Source organism: Denitromonas ohlonensis (genome assembly GCF_007625205.1).
Taxonomy (GTDB): domain Bacteria; phylum Pseudomonadota; class Gammaproteobacteria; order Burkholderiales; family Rhodocyclaceae; genus Nitrogeniibacter; species Nitrogeniibacter ohlonensis.
This window is the reverse complement of the sequence record NZ_VMNI01000005.1, coordinates 13,149-28,230: the sequence shown is the minus strand read 5'-3', so window position 1 is coordinate 28,230 and position 15,082 is coordinate 13,149. Positions and strand designations below refer to the sequence as shown.

The following is a 15,082-nucleotide window of genomic DNA, read 5'->3' as shown; positions in this document are numbered from 1 at the left end:
GCAACATCCCATCGAACCACTTTTCATAAAGTATTCTGGGCATTATGGCAGATCAGCAATCCAATCGGGATGACGCCAGCAAGGCGTGGTCCGGCCGATTTTCCGAACCGGTATCGGCACTGGTGATGCGGTACACCGCATCCGTCTTCTTCGATCAGCGCATGGCGGCGCAAGACATCCGCGGCTCGCTGGCGCATGCCAAGATGCTGGCGCGTCAGGGCATCATCGGCACCGACGACCTCGCCGACATCGAGCGCGGGCTGGGCCAGGTTCGCGACGAGATCGAGCGCGGCGAGTTCGCCTGGTCGCTGCAGGATGAAGACGTCCACCTCAATATCGAAAAACGCCTCACCGCCCTGATCGGCGATGCCGGCAAGCGCCTGCACACGGGCCGCAGCCGCAACGACCAGGTCGCCACCGACATCCGCCTGTGGCTGCGCGACGCGATCGACCAGATCCTCGCCCTGCTCACCGACTATCAGCGCGCCCTGCTCGATCTGGCCGAAACCCATGCCGCTACGCCGCTGCCGGGCTTCACCCACCTGCAGGTGGCCCAGCCGGTGACTTTCGGCCACCATCTGATGGCCTATTACGAAATGAGCCGCCGCGACGCCGAGCGCTTTGCCGACTGCCGCAAGCGCGTCAATCGCCTGCCGCTGGGCGCCGCCGCGCTGGCCGGCACCTCCTACCCCATCGACCGCGAATTCGTCGCCCGCGAGCTGGAATTCGACGGCGTGTGCGAAAACTCGCTCGATGCCGTGTCCGATCGCGACTTCGCCATCGAGTTCTGCGCCAACGCCGCCCTGCTGATGGTCCACCTGTCGCGCTTCTCCGAAGAGCTGATCCTGTGGATGAGCCCGCGCGTGGGCTTTATCGACCTGGCCGATCGCTTCTGCACCGGCAGCTCGATCATGCCGCAGAAGAAAAACCCCGACGTGCCCGAACTCGTGCGCGGCAAGACCGGCCGCGTCAATGGCAGCCTGATCAGCCTGCTGACCCTGATGAAAGGCCAGCCCCTGGCCTACAACAAGGACAACCAGGAAGACAAAGAGCCCCTGTTCGACACCGCCGACACGCTCATCGACACCCTGCGCATCTATGCCGACATGATCACCGGCATCCGGGTCAAGGCCGACGCCATGCGCGATGCCCTCACCCAAGGCTTCGCCACCGCCACCGACCTCGCAGACTACCTCGTCAAGAAAGGCCTGCCCTTCCGCGATGCCCACGAAGTCGTCGCCCGAGCGGTACGCTCGGCCGAAGAGCGCGGCTGCGACCTGCCCGACCTGCCGCTGCCCGACCTGCGCAACTTCTCCGACCTGATCGACGAGGACATCTACCAGGTCCTCACCGTCGAAGGCGCACTCGATAGCCGCAACCACATCGGCGGCACCGCGCCCGCCCAGGTGCGTGCCGCCATCGCACGCGCCCGCGCCGCGCTCGGCTGACCCGCGGCCGATCATGGACCGCATTGGCAAGTACGAACTCCGGCAACTGCTGGGAGAAGGTGCCACCAGTGCGGTCTATCTGGCCTACGACGCCTTCACCCAGCGCGACGTCGCCGTCAAGCAACTCTACCCCGAAGTCCTCAAAGACCCGGAGCGCGGCCGCCTCTACCGCCACCTGCTGATCAACGAAGCCTCACTCGCCGGCCGGCTGTTTCACCCCCACATCGCGCAAATCTACGACGCCACCATTGAGGGTGATCACGGCTATGTGGTGATGGAATACGTGCCCGGCGGCACGCTTGAGCCCTTTTGCCGGCCCGACCGTCTACTGCCTTTCGATCGCGTCATCGAGATCATCTTCAAGGCCACCCGCGCCCTCGACTACGCCTACCACCAGGGCATCACCCACCGCGACATCAAACCCGCCAACATCCTGCTCGAAGACCCCGACGGCCAGGACATCAAACTCTCCGACTTCGGCGCCGCGCTGCTCAACGCCGCCGACACCACCCAAATCTCTGGCGTCGGCTCGCCCGCCTACATGTCGCCACAGCAAGTGCGCGAGATGCCGCTCAACCACCAGACTGACATCTACTCGCTCGGCGTGGTGATGTACCAACTGCTGACCGGCCGGCTGCCCTTCGAAGCCACCAACAACTACAGCCTGCTCTATCGCATCGCCCACGAAACGCCGCCCTCACCGATCGCCCTGCGCGCCGACGTGCCCGCCGAACTCGACGCCATCGTGCGGCGTGCGATGCAAAAATCGCTCGACGACCGCTACCAGAACTGGGTCGAGTTCTCTCACGATCTGGCCCACGCCTTTCGCAACATCGGACTAGGCAACCGAAAACGCGCCGTCTCCGACACACAGAAATTCCAAACCCTGCGTCGCCTGTCCTTCTTTCGCGAATTCACCGACGTCGAACTCTGGGAAATCGTGCGTTTCTCCGAATGGCGCTTTGCCGAACCCGGTACCACGCTGCTCAAGGAAGGCGAGCCCGGCGACCACTTCTGCTTCCTCGCCAATGGCGAAGCCCGCGTCAAAAAGCACGACCGCCTCCTCCACCTGCTCACCCCTGGCGACTGCTTTGGCGAAATGGCCGTCTTCGCCCCGGGCAGCGGCCTGCGCACCGCCTCGGTCGAAGCCACCACCGAGATCGAAGTCATCACCATCCGCGCCCGCGCCCTGCAGCGCGCCTCCGACACCTGCCGGATGCACTTCTACAAGGCCTTTCTTGAGGTGCTCGCCGGGAGGCTGTCGATGACGAGTGCGCGGGTGGCCAATATCTGAGCCCGTCCGGTGCGATTCATCACACCGACACGACAACTCGGTCACAACGCTGGCATCACGATGCTAGGATCAAATCACCGGGCATCAGATCTGAACTGGCATGTCGGCAGTTTTTACACAAATATCGAGCAGGCAGACAAAGAAAACAGAAAAGCCAACTGGATCAACAACCTACGGCAATAAACCGCGCAGGCTCGGATTTTGCTAGATTAAATACAAATCTAATGGTCGCTCTGTTGCATCACTCGTGCTCACAACACGGATGCCACCCAATGGAACCAGCATGAAAAATATTGAGAACACCACCCACGAAGAACACACACCCGATGTCGCACAAACGCCGCAACTGAAGCGACGCCGCATTTTGGGCGCAGCCGCTGGCGGGGTCGGGGTGTTACTGTCGGTCCAGGCAAAGACGGCTCTCGGAACCGGGGTCTGCAAAAGCCCATCAGCAATGATCAGTGGCAACACCAGTCCGCGCCCCGGCGGCCCCCAAATGTGCTCAGGCGGTCGCTCACCGGGCTTCTGGCGGAATCCGCAGCACTTCTCGGCCTGGAAAAGCGCGAATCCCGCAATACTCAAGGATGTCGACGTCTGCCCGACCGGTCTCGGGAAAATTGGCCCCGAAAATATTGCCGATCAAGGCACCCTTGTACGCAACATATTTCCGAGCGCGCCCGTACCGAGTCATTGGGGGCTTTGGGGCGTTCTGGCATTCCCCAAGGACGCCGGCATTAACGAGGGCGACCTGCTTTGGCACCTGATCGCGGTATATCTGAACTCCCTCGCGTTTAATGACTACGCAATGACGCCCCAGCAAGTTATCGACATCGGAGACACACTCCTTACCGGCGGCGTGTATTGCCCCTCCGGAATGAGTTGCGGAAGCAATGCAATGCTCCCCGCTGACTTTGTTGCCTACGTCAGTCAAATGTATGACATCAACGCTGATGTCGAATTGCAGATGTGTAAAAAGAACCCGTAGTCGATGACCGCCTCGGCGAATGACGACTATGTATCATTGGCCCGCGGGCGAAGCCTTATGCTTTCACCCGTATGGCCCGACGACGACGCCTCAGTCTTGTTCGACAGAAATTCCGGTGACTACTGGGTTGTAACCGCCAGCGCTCGGGCTCTCGTAGGCCGTCTTATCAGCGCAGAGCACCCCATGAGAATGCACCAGCTTGATGTCGATGGCGTCGATGCTGCCACCAAACTTCGGCTCACGGAGGAACTTTCCGCACTTGGCATTTTGGCACTGGGATAGTATCCAATGCCAAATTGGTCCATCCGGAGTCGCGTGTGCTTGATACCACGCTGAGAATTGCCCCGTTCGTCGTCCGGGTTCGCTCTCCCTTTGCGAGCGTGCTCGAACATCTTGAGTTTTTCTACCGCGATTGCGAGAAGCCGCGGGACGCCTTTGTTGACTTCGACATTCGCCTGCTCCCAGGCCGAGGGGCTCACCGGTTTTGGCGACCGCAAGCCCGTTTTCTGGTTGACGACCAAAACCCCTTCCTGCCATTGCCGGTCAACCAGGCCGCCCCCATGTTCGAGTGGGGCCTGAACTGGACGATCGCAAGCCGCTCGCTCGGTTTCGTCGTCTTTCACGCCGCCGTTCTCGAGAAAAATGGCAATGCCATCATTCTCCCCGGGTTTCCCGGCGCGGGCAAAAGCACCTTGTGCGCGGCGCTGTGTCATCTGCGCGGCTGGCGACTGCTATCGGATGAATTGGCCATACTCGATCCAGTCAGCGGCATGCTGATCGCAAACCCGCGCCCCATCAGCCTCAAAAACACATCGATAGACATCGTTGGACAATTTCCGGGCGCACGCATCGGCAAGCGCTATCTGGACACACGGAAGGGCACGGTCGCTCACGCGGCGCCCAAACTCGACGCAATCGAGCACGCCAGCGAGCCAGCGCGACCACGCTGGTTGATCTTCCCTCAGTTCGCCCCCAGGGAGGGCCGCCAGGTGTCGCGCGTTAGCCATGCCGAGGCCTTCGCCCTTATCGGAGAGCAGTCTTTCAACCAAGAGCGCATGGGAGAAATCGGTTTCCGTGCACTTTGCGCCCTGCTCGGCAACGTCGACTGCCATCAGATCGAGTACGGATCAACATCCGATGCGCTCGAACTGGTGGCGCAAGTTACGCAACAGGACTGACGCATGAACCGCGCCTCTCTTCTCGATCTTCTAAAGCATCCACAACGCACCACAGCACTGTCACCACGTGACTGGACCGAATTTATCGCCACGGCCCGCAACGCCAACCTGCTCGGAAAACTGGCACAACGCCTGCATGAAGCGAACGTTTCCGTGCCCTCAGCCCCCTTGCGCCACCTCGAAGGCGCGCGCCTGCTGAGCGAGCGCCAGCACCACTCGGTCGCCTGGGAGGCTCAATGCATCGATGCCTCGCTGGCTCAGACAGACACACCCGTGGTACTGCTCAAAGGCGCTGCATATGTACTTGCAGGGAAAGCCGCCGGGGTCGGACGACTCTTCGGCGACGTCGATGTCCTGGTGCCTCCCGGCAGTCTCGGAACGATCGAGATTCGCCTGATGGCGGGCGGCTGGACTCAGATGAAATCAGAAGAGTATGACCAGCGTTACTACCGAGAATGGATGCATGAACTTCCACCCATGATCCACGTTCGCCGGGGCACGGTCATCGACGTCCATCACACCATTCTGCCGCTGACGGCACGCAACCACCCCGATGCCGAGGCCATCATTGCACACTCGACACCGCTACCCGGGCACCGGTCGCTCAGAATTCCCTGCGACGAGGACCTGATCATCCACAGCATGTGCCACCTGGCCCATGAAGGCGAATTGCACAACGCACTTCGTGACCTCGATGACATCGACTCTCTGCTGCGCGAACATACCGACTCACCAGTTTTCTGGGACCGACTTGGCGACCGCGCCCAGCACCATGATCTCGCCGCGCCGGTGGCCCTCTGCCTGATGCTCGTGCGGCAGTTCTTTGATACACCGGTCCCCGAATCGCTCGTCCTGCGACTTGCAGGCACCGACGCCGCAGCGATTCGACGACTTGCACGGCTCTACGATGCGGCGATCGTCCCGGACCCAGAAGGCCGCCCCCCGCTGCGAAGCCTTGCCGCACAATTGCTTATCTACATTCGCTCACATTGGCTACGCATGCCACCGCGACTTCTGGTGCAGCATCTGTCACGCAAGGCTTGGCAACGTCTGACCCTTGCGTCGGGTACAAGCCCGAAAAACGAACAGGGGGCCTGAGCCCCCTATTTGTACAGATCAGTGACTTCAACGTTCTATTTCACTGACTTCAACATTTCCTGCAGCTCGCCGTTTTCGTACATCTCACGCAGGATGTCGCAACCACCAACGAATTCGCCGTTGATGTAGAGCTGCGGGATGGTCGGCCAGTTGGCGTATTCCTTGATGCCCTGACGGATTTGCTCATCGGCCAGCACGTTCACCGACGCGTACTCTTGCAGACCACAGAGCTTGAGGATCTGCGCCACGGTCGCGGAAAAGCCGCACTGCGGGAACTGCGGCGTGCCCTTCATGTACAGGACTACCGGGTTGGAGGTGACTTGCTCGCGGATCTGGTCTTGGACGCTCATGGGGATACTCGAATAGTTGAGTTAATAAGTCGGGAAATTTTAGGCCTCGTCTGCCGAAGCGTCAAGCCAGCCCCCGGTGACGCGAGGAATCCCCGCCAGGTCCGGCCAGCTCTGGACGCGCTGAAGGCCTGACCGACGCAGAATGGCACTCACCGCCTCCGCTTGATCGTAGCCGTGCTCGATCAAAAGGCAAGCGTCCGGCGCCAGCCGACGAACCGCCTCGGCCGCGATGCATCGGATGTCATCCAAGCCATCCGGCCCGGCCGCCAGCGCAGATGCGGGCTCAAAACGCACATCGCCTTCGGCCAGATGCGGGTCGCCCGCGGCCACGTAAGGCGGATTGGACACGATCAGATCAAAGCGCATGGCTGCCGGCACCGCCGAGAACCAGTCGCTTTGGGCAAAGCGGACCCGGGCGCCCAGTTGATGTGCGTTGCGCGTCGCCACGGCCAAGGCCTCGGCGGAGCGGTCCACCGCCATCACCTCGGTGTCGGGCCACAGCAAGGCCAGCGTGATGGCAATCGCGCCGCTGCCGGTGCCCAGGTCGAGCACCGCCCTCGGCGCCGTCGGGAAAGCGTCCTTCGCCAGCTCCACCAGCCCCTCAGTTTCGGGCCGCGGGATCAGCACCGCCGGCGAGACCTCAAAACGCCGCCCGTAGAATTCTCGCGAGCCCACCAGATAGGCGACCGGCTCGCCCTGTTCGCGCCGCGCCACCCAATCGACGAAGCGGTGCTGCTGCTCAGCGGTTAGCGGCGCTTCCGGGTAGGCCACCAGATAACTGGCCGGCCGGCCGAGCACTTCGGCCAGCAGGATGCGGGCATCGACGCGCTCAATCCGGCCACGGCAGGCGGCCAGCGCGCTGCCGATGCTCTCAACGCTCGTCATCGGCCAGGGCGGCGAGCTGGTCGGCCTGATGCTCAGCCGTCAGCGCGTCGATGATTTCGTCCAGCGCGCCTTCGAGGATGGTGTCGAGCTTGTACAACGTAAGATTGATGCGATGGTCGGTGACCCGGCCCTGCGGAAAATTGTAGGTGCGGATGCGCTCGGAGCGATCGCCACTGCCCACCAACGACTTGCGGGTGGCCGCCTCGGACTCATGGCGCGCCCGTTGCTGCACGTCGCGAATCCGCGCGGCGAGCACCGACATGGCCTGCGCCTTGTTGCGGTGCTGCGAGCGGTCATCCTGACACTCGACGACGATGCCGGTCGGCAAGTGGGTGATGCGCACCGCCGAATCGGTCTTGTTGATGTGCTGGCCGCCGGCACCGCTGGCGCGATAAGTGTCGATCCGCAGGTCGGCCGGGTTCAGCGCCACCTCTTCGATTTCATCGGCTTCGGGCATCACCGCCACGGTGCACGCCGAGGTGTGAATCCGCCCCTGAGTTTCGGTCGCCGGCACGCGCTGCACGCGATGACCGCCCGACTCGAACTTGAGCCGCGCATAGGCGCCATCGCCCAAAATGCGGACCACCGCTTCCTTGACCCCCCCCAGCTCCGACTCGGACAGCGAGACGGTCTCGACCTTCCAGCGCCGCGACTCGGCATAGCGCAGATACATGCGCAGCAAGTCGTTGGCAAACAGCGCCGCCTCTTCGCCGCCCGTGCCGGCGCGCACTTCGAGAAACAGATTGCGATCATCGTCAGGGTCTTTAGGCAGCAGCGCCGCCTGCAGCGATTTCTCCAGCGCCTCAAGACGCGCCTCGCAGGCATCAATCTCTTCGCGCGCCAACGCGGCCATCTCGGGGTCGGACAGCATCTCGCGCGCCGCCTCGGCGTCCTGCTCGGCCTGGCGAAAATCGGCGTAGGCCTGCACCGCCGGCTCAAGTTCGGCGCGCTCCTGGCCGAGCCGGCGCAAGGTGGCGCCATCGAGCGGCACCGACCCGTCCGACATCTGGCGATCCAGCTCTTCAAGGCGCACCGCCAACTGCTCGAGTTTGTCGCGAATGGATAGCTTCATAGGGGTCCGGTGCGCCGTCGCCGGCGCACCTCAATAGAGTTCAGCTAGTGACGATCGTCGCGATCGAGCTGGAACAAGGTGCTGACCACGCGTCCGGCTTCGGCCAGCGCGTCGCCCTCGGCCTGATTGAGATAGCGCGACGGGCCGTGAATCAGCTTGTTGGTGATGCCCTGGCTCAAGGCCTCGAGCACCTTTTGCGGGTCGTCGCCCTTGGCCAGGCGCTTGGCCGCACGCATCAGCTCCTGCTGACGCACCCGCTCGGCCTCTTCGCGCAGCGCCCGGATCACCGGGACCGCGTCGCGCCCTTCGAGCCACGAAAAGAATCCGCGCACGCGCTCATCGATGATGACTTCGGCCTCGACCACGGCCGACTGACGCGTCTCCTTGCCGGAGGCCACGAGCTGGGCCAGGTCATCAACGGTGTAGAGAAACACGTCGTCCAGATCACCGATCTCGCGTTCGATGTCGCGCGGCACCGCCAGATCGACCATCACCATCGGCCGATGGCGACGCGCCTTGAGCGCACGCTCGACCATGCCGAGGCCAATGATCGGCAAGGGCGCAGCCGTACAGGACACGATCACGTCGTACTGGGCCATCACGTCGCCGATCAGGTCGAGGCGCAAGGTGTCGCCGCCAAAGCGATCGGCCAGCCCCTGCGCACGCGCTTCGGTGCGGTTGGCAATGGTCAGGCGGCGCGGCTTGGTGCCGGCGAAGTGCGCCGCGCACAGTTCGATCATTTCACCGGCGCCGATGAACAGCACCCGTTGATCCGACATGCGTTCAAAAATGCGCTCGGCCAGATGCACCGACGCCGCCGCCATCGACACCACGTTGGCGCCAATCGCGGTGCTGGAGCGCACCTCTTTGGCAACCGAAAAGGTGCGCTGAAACAGCTGATGCAGCGTGGTGCCCAGCGTGCCTGCCTCTTCGGCGTGGCGGACGGCATCTTTAACCTGACCGAGAATCTGCGGCTCGCCGAGCACCATCGAATCCAGCCCGCTGGCCACCCGGAACACGTGGCGGACCGCGTCGTGCGCGGGATAGGTATACAAATAAGGCGCCATGTCCGCCAGCGGCAGGTCATGGTAGCGCGCCAGCCAGTCGGCGGCGAACTCGGGCGTATCGGTAGAAAAATAAAGCTCGGTCCGGTTACAGGTCGACAGGATGGCTGCCTCCTGCACCTGCACCGAGGTCAGATCCTTCAGCGCCCCCAGAAGACGCTCAGGCTGAAACGACACGCGCTCTCGAATGGCAAGCGGTGCCGTGTGGTGATTCAAGCCAAGCGCGAAAAGAGGCATGCAGCGGATGATCTGGGGCGGACGGAGCGCGAATTATATCACCCGGCCCCACTGCCAAAGCTTGAGCATTGTCAGCCGAGTCGGCCAAGGCGGCGACGCACGCCTTGTTGCGAAAAACGCGCGACCGAAAAGAAAAACGCCGATCCAGCGGATCGGCGTTTTTGGTATTTTGGTGGCCAGTCTCGGAATCGAACCAAGGACACGCGGATTTTCAATCCGCTGCTCTACCAACTGAGCTAACTGGCCCAAAAGAGGGCGCATTATAGCTGAATAATTTGCCGCGTCAAACACCCCCTCACTCTTTTTTGGGGGCGGCGCTCCACATCATGCCATGTCGGCAGTTGAGCGCCGCGTATAGCTGCGCGGAAAGATCACCTGAGCCATCGTACCCGTGCCGGTGGGGCTCGACTTGAGCGTCACGGTGGCCCGATGCAATTCGGCAATTTCGCGCACGATCGGCAAGCCCAGACCGGAGCCATCCTCACCGCTGCCGAGCACCCGGTAAAAGCGCTCGAACACACGCTCACGGTCTTCCTCGGGAATCCCGGCGCCGGTGTCCTCGACCTCGAGAATGGCAAATTCCGTGGCCTGAGTGCGTGCGGTCACCCGCCCCCCCACAGGGGTGTACTTGATGGCGTTGTCCATCAGGTTCATGATCATTTCACGCAACAGAACCGGGTTGCCATCGATCAGCAGCGGCCAGCCCGTGTCTTCCACGCCCAGGTCGATATTCTTGATCTGGGCCCGGGGGTAGAGGTCGAGCGCCACCTCGCGCACCAGCATTTCGAGGTCGACACGATCGACCGCATAGATTTTTTCCGAACTGGATTCCGCCCGAGCGAGCGTGAGCAACTGGTTGATCAGGTGGCTGGCGCGCTGCGTACTGAGCGCGATGCGGGTCAGCGCTTCGTGCAGCATCTCGGGGTCGGACTCGTTCAGCGCCAGCTCGGTCTGCATGCGCAGCCCGGTCAGCGGCGTCCGCATCTGGTGCGCGGCGTCGGCAATGAAGCGTTGCTGCGCCTGCAGGTTTTCTTCAAGGCGCGCCATCATGTCATTGAAGGCGACAATCAGCGGCCGCAATTCTTCGGGCACACCGGCGGTCGAGATCGGCGCCAGATCGGTGGGCCGGCGGCGACGAATCACGCCCTGCAAGCGATTCAGTGGCGAAATGCCCCGTGACAGGCCCACCCACACCAGAATGACCGCCAAAGGAATGATGGCGAACTGCGGCAGCAACACCCCGGTCACCACGCGCGAGGCCAACTCGGCGCGCTTGTTGCGCGTCTCGGCGATTTGCACCAGCACCAGCGGACTGCTGGGTTCAGGATAGGTGCGCATGAACTGATAGGCAACCCGCACCTCTTCGCCCTGAATCACCGCGTCGCGATAGAGCACATCGTCCGGCAACAGCCGGATGGGCGGAGGCACCCAGGGAATCTCCCAATCGCCGGCAACGACTTCGCCCTGATGATCGGCCACCTGGTAATAGACGGTATCGTCGCGGTCGGCACGGAACAACACCCGTGGCGGCGCGGGGAAGTCGACGCGAACCGCTTTGTCGTCCAGCACCACCAGACGCGCCAGCGTACGAACACTCTCCGCCATGGCGCGGTCGTAGGGCTCATTGGCGATGTTGTCGGCGACGTTATGAGTGACGATGATGGAGATCGGCCACAAAAACAGCAGCGGCGCGAGCATCCAGTCGAGAATCTCGCCAAACAGCGAGTTGAACTGCCCGCCCTTGCGCTCTTCTTTGGACGCGGCCTTGTCGGCGCGCATGGCGCGGGCGGCCTTGGAGATCACCGCCCCACCCCGCTGCGGCGACCGCCTCCCAGGCTGCCGGAGGAACCGGTCACGCGGCGTCCTCGGGTTTTTCCAGGCAATAGCCCAGGCCGCGCACCGTCACGATGCGCACGCCGCTGGCTTCGAGTTTTTTGCGCAGGCGGTGCACATACACTTCGATGGCATTGTTCGACACCTCTTCTCCCCACCCGCACAGCTGATCGACGAGCTGATCCTTGCTCACGAGCCGCCCGGCCCGCAGGATGAAAATCTCCAGCAGACCCATTTCGCGCGCCGAAAACTCGACCACCTGCTCGGCGATCTTGACCACCCGGTCCGCCTGGTCGTAGCTCAGAGAGCCGAGCTCAATGCAACGCGGCTGGCCGGTGCCCCGACGCGTCAGCGCGCGCACGCGCGCTTCAAGCTCGGGGAGTGCAAAAGGTTTGGTGAGGTAGTCGTCGGCCCCGGCGTCCAGCCCACGGACGCGGTCGTCGACACCGTCCTGGGCGGTGAGAATCAGCACCGGCGTGGCGGACTTCCGACCGCGCAAGCGCTTGAGCACCTCAATGCCCGGCAGCTTCGGCAGCCCGAGATCAAGAATGACAAGGTCGTAGGACTGCCCCAACAGGGCGGTGTCCGCCTCCGATCCGGCCGACACATGATCGACGGCATAGCCCGCGCGCTTGAGCGCCCTGATCAGGCCATCGGCGATAACCGGATCGTCTTCCGCTAGAAGTATTCGCATGCTGGATAGACTGTAAGTTTGACGTAAGCGGAAATCGATAAGTTGGATCCCGCTGTTCTCCTTTACTCGGTCTTCGGGAGCCAGAAATCTTCCGGATTTCTCGCTCCAGGGAGCTGCCGCGAATAAGCATCGGTTCGCTCCCTGCCGCTTTTTTCCGCTCAATTATCCCACGCTTGCGCCCCCCCCGGGCGGTTCGTCTTCGCACGCGCACGCTTTGATGCCGCTCGACGCTTTTACGACAGCGCGGCGGTCCACGAAAAAGCCCCGCCGAAGCGGGGCTTTTGAGGCAAATGGCGCCTGGGCAATTACATGCCCATGCCGCCCATTCCACCCATACCGCCCATGCCGCCCATGTCGGGCATCGAGGGCTTGTCTTCCGGCAGCTCACCGACCATGCAGTCGGTGGTCAGCATCAGACCGGCCACCGAAGCGGCGTTCTGCAGTGCAGTGCGGGTCACCTTGGTCGGGTCCAGCACGCCCATCTCGACCAGATCACCGTACTCACCGGTACCGGCGTTGTAACCAAAGTTGCCCGAACCTTCAGCAACCTTGTTCACAACGACAGACGGCTCGTCACCGGCGTTGGCCACGATCTGGCGCAGCGGCTCTTCCATGGCGCGCAGCACGATGGTGATACCCGCGTCCTGGTCATGGTTGTCGCCTTTCATGCCGGCCAGGTTAGCGCGGGCACGCAGCAGGGCCACGCCACCGCCGGCCACGATGCCTTCTTCGACGGCAGCACGGGTGGCGTGCAGTGCGTCTTCAACGCGGGCCTTCTTCTCTTTCATCTCGACTTCGGTCGCGGCGCCAACCTTGATGACGGCCACGCCGCCAGCCAGCTTGGCCACACGCTCCTGCAGCTTCTCGCGGTCGTAGTCAGACGAAGCTTCTTCGATCTGAACACGGATCTGCTTGACGCGCGCTTCGATGGCTTCGGTGTTGCCGGCGCCGTCGATCAGGATGGTGTTTTCTTTGCCGATTTCGATGCGCTTGGCCTGACCCAGATCTTCCAGGGTGGCTTTTTCGAGCGACAGGCCGACTTCTTCAGCGATCACCTGACCACCGGTCAGGATGGCGATGTCTTCGAGCATGGCCTTGCGACGGTCACCAAAGCCCGGGGCCTTGACGGCGCAGGTCTTGAGGATGCCGCGCATGTTGTTCACCACCAGGGTGGCCAGGGCTTCGCCCTCGACATCTTCGGCAACGATCAGCAGCGGACGGCTGGACTTGGCGACTTGCTCGAGCACCGGCAGCAGATCGCGGATGTTGGAGATCTTCTTGTCGAACAGCAGGATGAACGGATCTTCCAGAACAGCGACTTGCTTGTCCGGGTTGTTGATGAAGTAGGGGCTCAGGTAGCCGCGGTCGAACTGCATGCCTTCGACAACGTCGAGCTCATTCTGCAGGGACTTGCCGTCTTCAACGGTGATCACGCCTTCCTTGCCGACTTTTTCCATGGCGGTGGCGATGATCTCGCCGATGTCGCCGTCGGAGTTTGCCGAGATCGAACCGACCTGAGCAATTTCCTTGGTGGTCGAGCAGGGCTTGGACAGGTTCTTCAGCTCTTCGAGCGTGGCCAGCACGGCCTTGTCGATACCGCGCTTGAGGTCCATCGGGTTCATGCCGGCGGCAACGAACTTCATGCCTTCGCGCACGATGGCCTGAGCCAGCACGGTCGCCGTCGTGGTGCCGTCACCGGCCACGTCGGAGGTCTTGGAAGCGACTTCCTTGACCATCTGGGCACCCATGTTTTCGAACTTGTCCTTCAGTTCGATTTCCTTGGCCACCGACACACCGTCCTTGGTCACGGTGGGGGCGCCGTAGGAGCGCTCGAGTACCACGTTGCGGCCTTTCGGGCCCAGCGTCACTTTGACCGCGTTGGCCAGAATGTTGACGCCTTCGACCATACGGGCACGGGCGGAATCGCCGAATTTAACTTCCTTAGCAGGCATATTTAACTCCTAGCTGAATACTGTGAATTGCGTTGAACGTGGTAGCGGACAGGCCTCAGGCCTCGATCACGCCCATGATGTCTTCTTCGCGCATGACGAGGACTTCCTCGCCTTCAACCTTGACGCCCTGACCGGCATACTTGCCGAACAGCACGCGGTCGCCGACCTTGACGGCCATCGGACGCACTTCGCCGTTGTCCTGGATCTTGCCGTTGCCGACAGCCAGAACTTCGCCCTGATCAGGCTTCTCGCCGGCGGAATCCGGAATCACGATGCCACTGGCCGTGGTGCGCTCGGCTTCAATACGCTTGACGATGACGCGATCATGCAAAGGACGAATTTTCATCGAGTTCTCTCCTTGGAACAAATTCGATTGCTTGCGGCTCAGTGCCGCGCTTAGGGAAAACAGAAAACCAGAGGCTTGCGGCCCCGGTTGTTAGCACTCCCTGCCAACGAGTGCTAATAATAGGGACGGCACAGGGTGATTTCAAGTCGGGGCATGAAAAGAATTTTTCGGCCTTGGTGGCAGCACGGCGCCCGCCTGATCGTACGGGCCCGTCCGATCAGCGACGCGGCAGGTCTGGCATGTCGTGCCGCGCGATACGGCTTAACGCATCAACTCGCCCGGACTGTAGAGCAGGCCACGCTCCGACAGGCTTTTGCGCCGTTGCTGGCAATTGTCGCCGACGCGCCCTTGCGGCACGCCGCCTTCATACCCCCAGACGCCGGAGCGCATGTCGATCCAGTAGCGTCCATCGGGGATGCGCGCACACGCCGCGCGGTCGAGCCGGGCCACGGCCGCCGGGCCAAGCAACTGGCCATTGACCACCACGTAGCGCCCGCGCGCGCTAACGTCCATCGGCAGCGCAAGCACACATACCAGCATCAGGGACAACACACGGCAAGACACGGCACCACTCCCCACGGCGTTGATGCCGCGGCACTTTTAGCTTAGATGCCCGCCGGCCCACCCGCCACCTTCCGCCCGACGG

General features: G+C 62.5%; 14 protein-coding genes and 1 tRNA gene. 5 read left to right on the top strand and 10 right to left on the bottom strand.

From position 1 onward, the window contains the following. Window positions 1-44: 44 nt before the first annotated feature. The 5 genes from argH to FHP89_RS04850 all read left to right on the top strand — a co-directional run bounded on the left by argH (window position 45) and on the right by FHP89_RS04850 (window position 6,003). Window positions 45-1,448 carry an argininosuccinate lyase gene (argH, locus tag FHP89_RS04870; protein WP_144179463.1) on the top strand — a complete coding sequence of 468 codons (1,404 nt, stop codon included), beginning with the start codon at window positions 45-47 and terminating at the stop codon, window positions 1,446-1,448. Window positions 1,449-1,461: 13 nt separating this feature from the next. Continuing rightward, entirely contained in the window at window positions 1,462-2,742 is a 1,281-nt protein-coding gene (locus FHP89_RS04865; RefSeq protein ID WP_144179462.1) for a serine/threonine-protein kinase, read from the top strand. A 283-nt stretch (window positions 2,743-3,025) separates the two neighbouring features. After that, a complete protein-coding gene (locus tag FHP89_RS04860; protein WP_144179461.1) occupies window positions 3,026-3,727 on the top strand; it encodes a hypothetical protein in 702 nt (233 codons plus the stop codon). A 317-nt stretch (window positions 3,728-4,044) separates the two neighbouring features. Next, a complete protein-coding gene (locus FHP89_RS04855) occupies window positions 4,045-4,905 on the top strand; it encodes an HprK-related kinase A (RefSeq protein ID WP_144179460.1) in 861 nt (286 codons plus the stop codon). A 3-nt stretch (window positions 4,906-4,908) separates the two neighbouring features. Beyond that, complete coding sequence (locus tag FHP89_RS04850) at window positions 4,909-6,003, top strand: nucleotidyltransferase domain-containing protein (protein WP_144179459.1); 1,095 nt, start codon at window positions 4,909-4,911, stop codon at window positions 6,001-6,003. A gap of 35 nt (window positions 6,004-6,038) precedes the next feature. On the opposite strand, the gene grxD is transcribed toward FHP89_RS04850, so the two are convergent. The 10 genes from grxD to FHP89_RS04800 all read right to left on the bottom strand — a co-directional run bounded on the left by grxD (window position 6,039) and on the right by FHP89_RS04800 (window position 15,000). Next, the gene (gene grxD, locus FHP89_RS04845; RefSeq protein WP_144179458.1) at window positions 6,039-6,353 is read right to left on the bottom strand and encodes a Grx4 family monothiol glutaredoxin; all 315 of its coding nucleotides are present in this window, start codon (window positions 6,351-6,353) and stop codon (window positions 6,039-6,041) included. 39 nt (window positions 6,354-6,392) lie between these two features. Beyond that, window positions 6,393-7,238, bottom strand: a complete 846-nt coding sequence (gene prmC, locus FHP89_RS04840) for a peptide chain release factor N(5)-glutamine methyltransferase (protein ID WP_144179457.1) — start codon at window positions 7,236-7,238, stop codon at window positions 6,393-6,395. Continuing rightward, entirely contained in the window at window positions 7,225-8,310 is a 1,086-nt protein-coding gene (prfA, locus tag FHP89_RS04835) for a peptide chain release factor 1 (protein WP_144179456.1), read from the bottom strand. The genes prmC and prfA overlap by 14 nt, the downstream gene beginning before the upstream one ends. A 44-nt stretch (window positions 8,311-8,354) precedes the next feature. Continuing rightward, window positions 8,355-9,611, bottom strand: a complete 1,257-nt coding sequence (gene hemA / locus FHP89_RS04830) for a glutamyl-tRNA reductase (protein ID WP_144179455.1) — start codon at window positions 9,609-9,611, stop codon at window positions 8,355-8,357. Window positions 9,612-9,781: 170 nt separating this feature from the next. Beyond that, a tRNA-Phe gene (locus FHP89_RS04825) sits at window positions 9,782-9,857 on the bottom strand. Between the two features lie 78 nt (window positions 9,858-9,935). Further along, window positions 9,936-11,390 carry a sensor histidine kinase gene (locus FHP89_RS04820; protein WP_144179581.1) on the bottom strand — a complete coding sequence of 485 codons (1,455 nt, stop codon included), beginning with the start codon at window positions 11,388-11,390 and terminating at the stop codon, window positions 9,936-9,938. A gap of 73 nt (window positions 11,391-11,463) precedes the next feature. Continuing rightward, window positions 11,464-12,138, bottom strand: coding sequence for a response regulator transcription factor (locus tag FHP89_RS04815; protein WP_144179454.1), 675 nt, complete (start codon window positions 12,136-12,138; stop codon window positions 11,464-11,466). A gap of 305 nt (window positions 12,139-12,443) precedes the next feature. After that, on the bottom strand, window positions 12,444-14,090 hold the full coding sequence (groL, locus tag FHP89_RS04810) for a chaperonin GroEL (RefSeq protein WP_144179453.1): 1,647 nt from the start codon (window positions 14,088-14,090) through the stop codon (window positions 12,444-12,446). 55 nt (window positions 14,091-14,145) lie between these two features. Then, the gene (gene groES, locus FHP89_RS04805) at window positions 14,146-14,436 is read right to left on the bottom strand and encodes a co-chaperone GroES (RefSeq protein ID WP_144179452.1); all 291 of its coding nucleotides are present in this window, start codon (window positions 14,434-14,436) and stop codon (window positions 14,146-14,148) included. Between the two features lie 261 nt (window positions 14,437-14,697). After that, window positions 14,698-15,000, bottom strand: a complete 303-nt coding sequence (locus FHP89_RS04800) for a hypothetical protein (protein ID WP_144179451.1) — start codon at window positions 14,998-15,000, stop codon at window positions 14,698-14,700. Between the last annotated feature and the right edge of the window lie 82 nt (window positions 15,001-15,082).

Coding starts and splice junctions, on each gene's coding strand:
- argH (WP_144179463.1), top strand. CDS start 45: ATGGCAGATCAGCAATCCAATCGGGATGACGCCAGCAAGGCGTGGTCC.
- groES (WP_144179452.1), bottom strand. CDS start 14,436: ATGAAAATTCGTCCTTTGCATGATCGCGTCATCGTCAAGCGTATTGAA.
- grxD (WP_144179458.1), bottom strand. CDS start 6,353: ATGAGCGTCCAAGACCAGATCCGCGAGCAAGTCACCTCCAACCCGGTA.
- prmC (WP_144179457.1), bottom strand. CDS start 7,238: ATGACGAGCGTTGAGAGCATCGGCAGCGCGCTGGCCGCCTGCCGTGGC.
- FHP89_RS04815 (WP_144179454.1), bottom strand. CDS start 12,138: ATGCGAATACTTCTAGCGGAAGACGATCCGGTTATCGCCGATGGCCTG.
- prfA (WP_144179456.1), bottom strand. CDS start 8,310: ATGAAGCTATCCATTCGCGACAAACTCGAGCAGTTGGCGGTGCGCCTT.
- hemA (WP_144179455.1), bottom strand. CDS start 9,611: ATGCCTCTTTTCGCGCTTGGCTTGAATCACCACACGGCACCGCTTGCC.
- FHP89_RS04820 (WP_144179581.1), bottom strand. CDS start 11,390: ATGCGCGCCGACAAGGCCGCGTCCAAAGAAGAGCGCAAGGGCGGGCAG.
- FHP89_RS04865 (WP_144179462.1), top strand. CDS start 1,462: ATGGACCGCATTGGCAAGTACGAACTCCGGCAACTGCTGGGAGAAGGT.
- FHP89_RS04860 (WP_144179461.1), top strand. CDS start 3,026: ATGAAAAATATTGAGAACACCACCCACGAAGAACACACACCCGATGTC.
- FHP89_RS04850 (WP_144179459.1), top strand. CDS start 4,909: ATGAACCGCGCCTCTCTTCTCGATCTTCTAAAGCATCCACAACGCACC.
- groL (WP_144179453.1), bottom strand. CDS start 14,090: ATGCCTGCTAAGGAAGTTAAATTCGGCGATTCCGCCCGTGCCCGTATG.